This window comes from Bacillus sp. FSL W8-0645 (genome assembly GCF_038007905.1).
GTDB lineage: Bacteria > Bacillota > Bacilli > Bacillales > Bacillaceae > Bacillus > Bacillus pumilus.
Genome location: NZ_JBBOYC010000001.1, coordinates 364,652 through 375,507, shown reverse-complemented (window position 1 = coordinate 375,507; position 10,856 = coordinate 364,652). Strand labels below are relative to the sequence as shown.

The following is a 10,856-nucleotide window of genomic DNA, read 5'->3' as shown; positions in this document are numbered from 1 at the left end:
TGTCCACCTCTTCGTTTGCTTAAAATATATCCATTAGCTTTTCAAGTTCATCCATCGTGAGATCTTCATCTCCCACATCACTAGGTGTCATCTGGGTTTCCTCCTGTGATACGCAATGTGAGATCAGCGCCTTCACATTCTTTTCAAGAAGGTCCTTGAATTGTTCCATCGTACGTTCTTCAAATTCAAGATGATGATAAGAAATCGTCACATGGAGCATGGCTTGTTCGACGAAACCAACAATATCAAGTGCATGAGGTTTCTCTGATTCAGGACTCAGCGATTGGCCTGCATCCCACGTTGAGCGGCTTAACTCACCGATGATCTGTTCATCAAACTGACCAAGATAGTTAAAGCTGATATGTGGCACGAGATCAAATGAGATATCGTCCTTCATCTTGTCAGGGGTTAAATATTTTAATATGCCATAGCCGATTCCCTTGTTCGGGATGTGCCTGAGTTCCTCTTTTAAATGCTTGATCTGATAAGAAAGATCGTCTGCATGCGACATATCCAGTAACACAGGATACATACTTGTAAACCAGCCAATCGTCCGTGATACATTGACCGCAGGTAGGATATTCTCTCTCCCGTGTCCTTCAAGATGTATAAAGTGTCTATCTTCACCTGTCCACTCTTTCATGGACAATCCGAGTGCTGTCAGTAAAATATCATTGATGTCTGTTTGATATGCTTCATGTACATCTGTCAGCAGACTGCGTGTTTCCTCCTCAGACAATGTAAAACGAATGGTCTGTGTATGAAGCATCCGCTGATCCTCCGTCACATGATCCTTTTGAAGCGGCGTAACGGAATGCGCAAGTACCTTTTTCCAATAAGCTCTTTCCGACAGCAACTCATCTGACATCGCGTATTCCGTCAGCTTCTGGGCATATTCTTGGAAAGAGTGTGTTTTTTCAGGAAGTGTCAGGACTTCCCCGCGCTTCGACTGTTCATAAAGAGCCATAAAATCTTCAAGGAAAATACGCCATGACACACCATCGATGACAAGATGATGTACAGCGAGCAGTAAATGATCCCCTTGATCCGTTCGGAAAATGGCTGGCTTTACTAAAGGTCCTTCCGCTAGCGATATACTCGCCTGCACTTCATTTGCCAGCTTTTCTACCTGCTGGATTTGCTGAGACAGTTCCCCTTGTACTTCTACCACATCAACAGCCACCAAGTTTTCTTCGATTTTTCGATGACGCTGGATCACGCGTCCTTCTTCAAGCGGATACACCATTCGCAAGGCATCGTGATGGATCATGAGCTGCTCCAACACTTGCTGAACGATGGTTTCATCCAAGCCATTTGGCGCTTGGAGCATAACTGATTGGTTCCAATGGTGCTGACTCGTAAAGTTTCGTTCAAAGAACCAGCGCTGAATCGGTGTGAAAATGACTTCTCCTTCGACAGGTGATTGGTCAGCTGTCAGTTGATCGGCTTCTTCGATATATGGGCGTAGCTCCGCAATCGTTGGGTACTGGAATAGTAGTTTCATATCAATCTTCCAGCCCGCTTGTGTGAGCCTGCTTGCCATTTGAATGCCTTTAATCGAGTCTCCGCCAAGGAAGAAGAAGTGATCATGAATGCCGACTTGGCTGACGCCAAGCACGTCTTCCCAAATGCCGCATAGAAGCGTTTCGACTTCGTCTCTTGGCGCTTCGTATGCCGTTTGGTTGGCTTCCATATCTGGTGCTGGCAATGCTTTCAGATCGACTTTTCCATTTGCCGTAATCGGCAGGTGGTCTAGCTTGATGATCCATGAAGGCACCATATAGTCTGGCAACGTGCGTTTTAGACTTTCTTTCAGGTCGGTCGTTTCTTCAGCTGTGATGACGTAAGCGGCAAGGGCATCCTGTTCGCTGGCATCTTTGACCGTTGTCACAACTGCTTCTTTGACTTCTGCCAGCGCAAGGAGCTGCGCCTCAATTTCTGACAGCTCAATCCGGAAGCCACGGATGTTGACCTGATGGTCTTTTCTGCCGAGATAGATTAGCTCGCCATCCTCTGTCCATTTCACCAAATCACCTGTCAGGTACATGCGCTCACCTGGATAAAATGGATCTGGGACAAAACTTTTCTCTGTTTCCTCCGGAAGATTCCAGTACCCTCTTGCCAGTCCTTTTCCTGCGATCACAAGCTCACCCGGTACGCCTGGCGGCGAGAGATCATATAACGAACCCATAATGTAAAAACGAGTATTAGCAATCGCTGTTCCAATCGGAAGCGTGCCTTGATCTGGATTGATGATCCCACTTGTCGCCACGACGGTGTTTTCTGTTGGACCGTAGTTATTCACGAGTTGATAAGGAACAGGCTTTACCTGTTTCAACTTGTCTCCTCCTGTTAGTAAGTAACGCAAGGAGTGATTGTCCATTGACATAAACTGCTCGCATAGCTGAGTCGGCAAGAACGCAATGGTGATATTTTCATCATTGAAATACGCATTGAGCTTGATCATATCGAGACGAATCGCTTCATCAATGATGTGCAGCTCTGCACCGGCAATCCATGTCGGGAACATTTCCCAAATAGAGGCGTCAAAGCCAAAGCCGGCATATTTGGCGGTTCGGTCCGCATTGGTCACTTGGAAGGCATCATTGTGCCAAAACGCTAGATTCACAAGGGACTGGTGCTCGACCATGACACCTTTCGGCTGTCCTGTCGTTCCAGACGTGTAAATCATATAGGCGAGATCTGTTGGTTTGACATGAACCTGAATTTCTTGTGCTTCGCCTTCTACCGCATCTTCTATGAACAGGACATGACCTCTGAATGAAGATGGTGCAGTCAGTCCTTTTTGCATGAGAAGAACCTCTGCCCCGCTGTCTTCCAGCATATAAGCAATGCGCTGATCAGGATAATCCGCATCAATTGGAACGAATGCCGCACCTGACTTCAGGACACCTAGGACGGCTGCCGTCATGTCAAGTGATGGGCGAGTGAAAATACCGACACGATCTCCTCGTTTTATGCCGTTTGAAATGAGTCTTGAAGCGACTGTATTTGAACGGCTGTTGAGTTCTTCATACGTCCAGCTCGTTCCGCAGAAGGTTGCCGCTTTTTGGTGCGGTGCTTCAAATACCTTAGCCTCAATCAGTTCATGAACGTTTCGATCTGACGGAACGTTTAGGACAGGGCCTGACCATTCACTGAGCAGTTTTTGCTGCTGCTTCGGTGATAATAGCTGCATTTGATCTAGCGATTGATCTGGCTCTGATACCATTTGTTCCAATAAATGAAGGAAAAACTCCTTCCACTTTTCGATCGACGACTGTTGAAAGATAGAAGAATTAAAATCGAACACAAGCTCAATGTGATCAGCCGATTCGTTTCCAGTTAAGGTCAAATCAAATTTGGCGATATTCTCTTCGAATGGCTCTGGAACAATGTGAAGTCCATCCATCGTTAAATCACGGATATCCGCATTTTCCATTGAGAACACCACATCAAAGATTGGATGACGGCTAGTGTCTCGAACCGTTTGTACTTGGTCTACCAATTCTTCAAATGGGTACAACTGATGCTCATTTGCCTCTAACACAAGCTGATGAACATTTGACGCAAATTCCGCAGCTGTCAGATGTCCTGCTGGCTTTGTTCTAAGTGCCAGCGTGTTCACAAACATACCAATGACAGATTGAATATCCGGATGAGTTCTGCCCACAATCGGCGAACCGATGATGATATCTTCTTGTCTTGATAGCTTGCTTAAAAGGGTACTGTAGCAAGTGAGCAGGACTGTATACGTCGTACTGTTGAGCGCTCTGACCAGCTCATCCAATTTGGCTTTAAGCGGCCCATTGATTGTAAATGAGACGCGATCTCCTGCGAATGTTTGCACTTTTGGTCTTGGCAGGTCTTCAGGCAGTGCCAGTACAGGCAGGTCTCCTTGTAATTGCTTCAGCCAAAACGCCTCTTCAGCTTCTATTTGTGCAGCAAACGTCTCGCTTTTTGACCAAACCGCATAATCCTTATATTGAACAGGTAATTTCTCTAATTTGTCTCCTCGATACAAGGCTGAAAGCTCCTCAATTAAAATGCCCACAGATGCACCATCTGAAATGATATGATGCATATCAATCAGCAAATAATGGACATTTACGGAAGCAGAAACTAGACCTACTCTGAGTAGAGGCGCCTTTTCTATATCAAATGGACGGATAAAGTCATTCATCAATTCCTGTATGTCTCTTCCGTTCCCTTCGATTGTCTCAATGTCTACGGAGATGTTTGGTTCAATCCGTTGAACAGGTTCATTCTGAACAAAATCAAAGCTCGTTCGGAATGCTTCATGACGATGGGCAAGCTGTTCAATCGCTTTTTTAAATCGTTTTTCATCAAAAGCACCTTCTAGCTTTAAAGCAGCCGGCATATGATAGCTTTGCTCCGCGTCGGTCATTTTCTCCAATACAAACAGCCGTTTCTGAGCAGATGTCACTGGATAATAGGCCGCTTCTTCTGCAACCTCCACCCGCTTGATCTCCGTTTGATCCGCTTGATCAACCGCAAAGGCAAACGCCTCTAATATTGGGGATTCAAATAAAGACTTTAAAGTGAGCTCCACGTGCATCTCTTCATACAGCTTGTTCAGCATTTTCATGCCGCGCAGCGAATGACCACCGCATTCAAAGAAATGATCGTGCCTGCCGATTCGCGGCACTTCAAGAACTTCTTCCCAAATGCGCGCCACGAGACGCTCCGTTTCTGTTTGAGGAGGGATGTACTCATTTACCCCTTGCTCACTTAGGTCAGGCACCGGTAGCGCGCGCCTATCTACCTTGCCGTTATTCGTCAGCGGAAGCTCGTCTAATTGCATGAAGAATGACGGCATCATATACACAGGCAGTTCACGCCCTGCTTGCTCGCGTAAATCAGTTAATGAGACAGACCCTTCGGCTGTAAAATACGCACATAATGTGTCATTTGGAGCTGCAATGACGACGGCTTCCTTTAATTGCGGATGGCGCAGCAGCTGATGCTCAATTTCTCCAAGTTCAATACGCTGACCTCGAATCTTCACTTGATGATCGATTCGTCCAATGAATTCAATCTCTCCATTTGAAAGCCAGCGTGCAAGATCACCCGTTTTGTACATGACCTCACCAGGGCGGAAAGGATTTTCCACGAATTTTTCACTTGTGAGTTTTGGCTGCCCATAATATCCTTTTACCAGTCCATCACCAGCGACACATAACTCTCCTGCTACACCTGGCGGTTGCAGCTGTCCAAATTCATCTACAATATAAACAGCCGTTTGACTCACTGGCTTTCCGATTGGAATGGATAACGCCTGCTCCTCAATGTGATTCACTGGATAATACGTAGTGAAAATCGTACTTTCAGAAGGACCGTACATATGAACAAGTTTGCCTTCCCCTACCGTTTCAAGTGCAGTCATGACATGAGGCACGGAAGCACGTTCTCCGCCAAATAGAACTTTTCTAACGTTTTTCAGGCTGTCTTTTTTCATATCGATAAGTAAGTGAAAAAGAGCTGTCGTGATCATTAAAATACTGACTTTCTCCTTCTCAATCGCTCCAGAAAGCTCATTCATGTTTAAGATATGATCCTTTGGCAGAACAATCAGTTTCGCACCGTTTAATAAAGCACCAAACACATCAAACATAAAAGCATCAAATACATAGTTTGATAGGCTCATCACCGTGTCTTCATGATGAATGGTCAGATAATTTGATTGCTTCACCGTTCTCAAAATATTCCGGTGTGTCACCATATTTCCTTTAGGTTTTCCTGTTGTACCAGATGTATAGGTCAAATTCGCCAAATCCTCTGGCAATACACGAATGTCTATATTGCTGTCTGATTGCTGAACAATTGCCCGATCTTCTGTTTCGATGATGGTTCCTTCGAAAGAAGCAAGTACCGAAAGATTGCGCAGCACTTGATGTGTCAATAAGAATTGCGCACCGCTGTCTGTTAAAAAGTGCTTCACGCGTTCATCAGGGAAATCAGGATCAATTGGTACATAGACGCCGCCCGCCTTAAGTACAGCTAGAACAGAGAGTACCATCTCATTAGACCGTTCAAAGAATAAGGCTGCTTTCATCCCTCTTTCAAACCCATGTTCACGTAAATAATGAGCCAGCTGATTCACACGGTCATTTAGTTCTTGGTAAGAAAGAATCACACCTTCACATTGGAGGGCAGACTCATGACCGTGCGCCTTCACCTGTGCTTCAAACTGCGCCACAATGGTTTCTTCTGACGGATAAGGCGTCGGTAACGGATTCCACAGATTCAGTTGAGCTTCTGCTTCTTGTTCAGAGAGTAATCGATAAGATCGAATCGCCTCCTCCGGCGCTTGAACCATCTGCTTCAGCAAATACATATAATGATGCAGCATCTGCTCGGCTGTACTTCGTTTAAATAGCGCCGTACTGTAATCGAGGACAAAGGATAACCCTTGATCTGACTCCATCGCTTGCAGCGTTAAATCAAACTTTGCAATATGGAAATTGGTTTCTTCGATTTCAACTTGCATTTCTCCTATATGCTGGGCTGATCCATGATCTGGCATGAGTGTAAAAACGGTATCGAATAATGGATGACGGCTAAAATCCCTTGGCACATTCAGTTTTTCAAGCAGTCGTTCAAATGGATATTGCTGATGCTCAAATGCATGCATCGTCTTTTCCTTCACTTGCTCGATCAACTGCGACATGGTTCCATTCGGATCAACCTCGGACCGCAAAGCAAGTGTCTGGACAAACATGCCAATCATGTCATCCAAATCTGCATGCACTCGCCCCGCCGCCGGTGTTCCAACCACGAATTCCTTTTGACCCGTGTACTTCGCAAGCAATGTATAGTAAGCAGAAAGCAGAACCGTATACAGTGTCGTATGGTGTTTTGCCGCTAGCTCCTGTAATTGTCCCTTTAACGTTTCATTGATTTCTTTGATCACACGATCCCCTACAAACGACTGGACTGCTGGGCGCTGATAATCGGTCAGCAGCTGTAAAGCAGGAAGATCACCCGAAAATTCCTGCAGCCAGAATGCCTCTTCTTTTTGAAAACCTTGTTGTTCTTGCCAAACAGCATAGTCCTGATATTGAAGCTTCAATGGGTCTTTGACCGACCCCTCGTAAGCATCTGACAGCTCACGCAGCATCAAATCAATCGAAAGACCATCTGAGATCAGGTGATGCATATCGAAAAAGAGCAGGTGCTCCTGGTCATGTAATGACTTCAAGCCAATGCGAAGAAGTGGTGCACACTCAAGGTCAAAGGGTCTGACAAATTGCTTCATATTTTCTTCCATCGTACCGCCTGTTAGCTGTTCGATTTGAAATGACACGGATGGAGCTATCCGCTGACGAGGAATACCTTTCAACGTATGAAAAGACGTACGCAGCATATCATGACGTGTGATGAGTTTTTCAAAGGCTTCCGTCAGCTTCTCTTGGTGCAGTGTTCCTTTTAACCTCACAACAGCTGGCATATGGTATGCAGTGCTTTGCTCCAATTGGCTCACCATATAAACGCGCTGCTGTGGAGGTGACAATGGATAATGGTCTAAGGCAGGTGCTTTAGGTATCACCGTTTCAGAAGATGTTTCCGCTTGCTCAATGTAGGCAGCCAAAGCGGCAATGGTCTGCTGTTCAAATAAAATGGACAGCGGCACCTCCACCTGAAAATCTCGCTGCACATGTGTGAGTACAGTCATTGCTTTCAGCGAATGCCCCCCTCGTTCGAAGAAGGAATCATATATACCAATCTTCTCTTGACCAAGGATTTTTCCCCACAAACGCACAAGCTTCGTTTCGATCTCGTTTCTAGGCGCAGCATAAACAGCTTGAACGGCTTTATCACCTTTTAAGGCAGCAAGTGCACGACGATCGACTTTGCCGCTGACTGTGAGTGGAAATGCATCGAGCTCTTTGAAATAGAGCGGCATCATGTAAGCTGGTAGCTGATGTTTGATAGCAGCTTGCAGCATGTCAACTGACACATCTTCATGACGAGCTTGATAGTAAGCACTTAACGCCTTTTCCCCGTCTGCTTCTTCGACAACAAGTACAATAGCTTGATCTACTTCATCTACCTGCTCCATCACTGCTTCAATTTCGCCTGTTTCTATGCGGTAACCCCTTATTTTCACTTGATCATCCATTCTGCCAAGATAATCAATTGTGCCATCCGGAAGCCATCTGACTAGATCCCCTGTTCGATACATCCGCTCATCTGGAGAAAATGGATCTGCCGTAAATACTTTCTCCGTCAATTCAGGCTGATTCACATAGCCTCGTCCAACACCTATCCCTGCAATGCACAGTTCTCCGGAAGCTCCCTGTACCTGTAATTGATCATGTTCATTTAAAATATAAAGACGGTGATGACCGAGCGGCTTTCCGATCGACACATAACGCTGCTGTTCGGATGATTCGTGCAGCTCACTTAGTTCCAGACGATGAACCGCCGCATCGACACACGTCTCAGTCGGACCATACACATTCCACAAAGTAAAATCAGGCTCACTCATACGAACCGCTTCGATAAGAGAATATGCTGCTTTCGCAGGCAATGCTTCTCCCCCAACTAACATATGCAAGAGTGACAGCCCATCTAATTCCGCTGCAAGTAAAAGCTGCACATGCGCCGGTGTTCCGTCCGCTGCTTCAATTTGATGTTTTCTATAATAAGCCGCTAATTGAACACCATTTCTCGTTGTTTCTCGCGGGATGATATGAAGCGTATGCCCAAATAATAGTGCAGCAAAGATTTGTTTCACCGATGCATCAAAATGGAATGGTGCAAGAAGCGCCATTTGAAGCTCACTCGCCTCTTCATAAACCTCATGATGCAAGGCATGGACCAAATGATGTAGCTGAAGATGCTCAATCATGACGCCCTTCGGCTTTCCAGTCGTCCCCGATGTATAAATCATATATGCCAAATCCTCTGGTACCGACTGATCTACAAGCTGTGGCAACAGTTCATCATCTAATGCGATTTGCTGCTGCACGACCATTTTTTCCGAGAGGACACGGTATGTTGAAACGAACGATTCCTCAGTTAACACAATGGAAGCACCAGAGTCCTCCACAATATATTGAATACGCTCCTCAGGTAATGCTGGATCAATCGGTACATACGCCCCGCCAGCCTTTAATATGCCGAAGATCGCCACCATAGCCTCTGCCTTCCGATCCATTAGGACAGCAACAGGCACATCACGCGAGACACCTTTCATTTGTAAAAAACGCGCCAGCTTTTCTGCCTTTTGAAACAGCTCTCCATAAGTAAATGCTCCATTTTCTGCTACAACAGCTGTCCGCTCTGCATACTTATTGGCTGTCTCATCAAACAAGTGGTGAACCGGCTTTTCAGCTGGCTTTTCAAACGGTTTTCTCTCAGATAATTGAAGCAGTTCCTTTTGTTCATCTGGTGGAAGTAAAGGGAGTTTCCCGATCAGCTGGTCAGGCTGGGAGACCGCCGCTTCTAGTATGATCAAGAATCGATCAAACATCTTACTGATTTCTTCTTCGGTGAATACATCTGTACGGTAGTCCAAATCAATGGTCAATGTATCTGTATCCCAGCGGTCCTTTACATGAATGGAAATATCATTCATTCCGCTCCCGCTAAAGATCGGTTCAGTAATAAAAGACAGATTCTCTTTTTTCTGCCACTGCATGACCTGGTATTCTAAAGAAATATCAAAAAGGCGTCCTGTAAACCCTTCTCTTTCACGTAAATCATTCATGAGGAGATTGTAAGGGTACTTTTGGTGACGCAAAATCTTCATTTGATCCGCCATGACCTGTTTGACGAAATCAAGAAATGATTGCGACCCTTGAACAGATGCACGCATCGGAATGGTGGAAACAAACATACCAATCATCTTTTTTTCTTTGGCATTCGTTCGGTTGCCCATAAAGGTTCCAAGGACAACATCCTCCATACCGCTAAAACGATGCAAATACATATAAACAGTAGACATGAACATCGAGAGCATACTGACTTTCTGCTCTTCACAAAACGTACGAAGTTTCTCCTTCAAAGAATCTGGAATATCCCCTGAAAATCGCTCCGCATGTAAACTCATCTCGTATCCCTTATGCGGTTTTAAAGAAGCGAAATCTGGAATATTGGCAAATTGTTCATTCCAAAAAGCTTGGTCTTTTTGAAATCGTTTAGAAGTTTCATAGCTTTGCTCACTCATGATGTGGTCAACGAAGGAAATCTCCTCAACCGGTGAGATGTCTACCCCCTGCAGCATGTCCTGGTACAAGTCGATGATGCGATTTCCCATTAAGATAATGGAGATACCATCCGCCACAATATGATGTGCTTTACAAAACAGCCAGCACTCTTGATCACTGATTTGAAAGACCGTAAATTCAATCAAGGGGCTGTCAATCAACGGCATCGGCTCACGGATTTGTTCATTCGCCCAAGCCCTCACTTCTTCTTCACTCCAGCCCTTCTCCATACGAATCGGCTGTTCTTCATAAGGCTTGATATATTGAACAGGCTCCTCCTGCTCATGCCGATACACCAGCCTCAACCGAAGGGAGTCAGTTTGGCGAATGTACGCTTGAAGCACGTCAACGACCAAAGATGGATCTAAACCTGATACCGATCTCAATCTGGCGAATCCACCCAAATTAGAAATACTTGTACCTGGATAAAATCTTTCCGTGTAGAATACTCGCTTTTGCGCATGTGTTAAGGGGTAATAAACTGTATTCATTTTCATCCTCCGCCTCTTCTGTGTTTTCTCCACCAATGTGACAACCCTGCACCCTCTATATCAAAAGAACCAAGTCTATTCCATTAAAATAGACAGAATACGGAAAGAAGCCCACCCCGAATAAAACGGA

At 45.3% G+C, this 10,856-nt stretch carries 1 protein-coding gene; it reads right to left on the bottom strand.

Going from position 1 to position 10,856, the window contains the following annotated elements; genetic code table 11:
* Window positions 1-19 precede the first annotated feature (19 nt).
* Window positions 20-10,726 (bottom strand): non-ribosomal peptide synthetase, encoded by a 10,707-nt coding sequence (locus NST39_RS01960; RefSeq protein ID WP_341026695.1) that lies wholly within the window; start codon window positions 10,724-10,726, stop codon window positions 20-22.
* Between the last annotated feature and the right edge of the window lie 130 nt (window positions 10,727-10,856).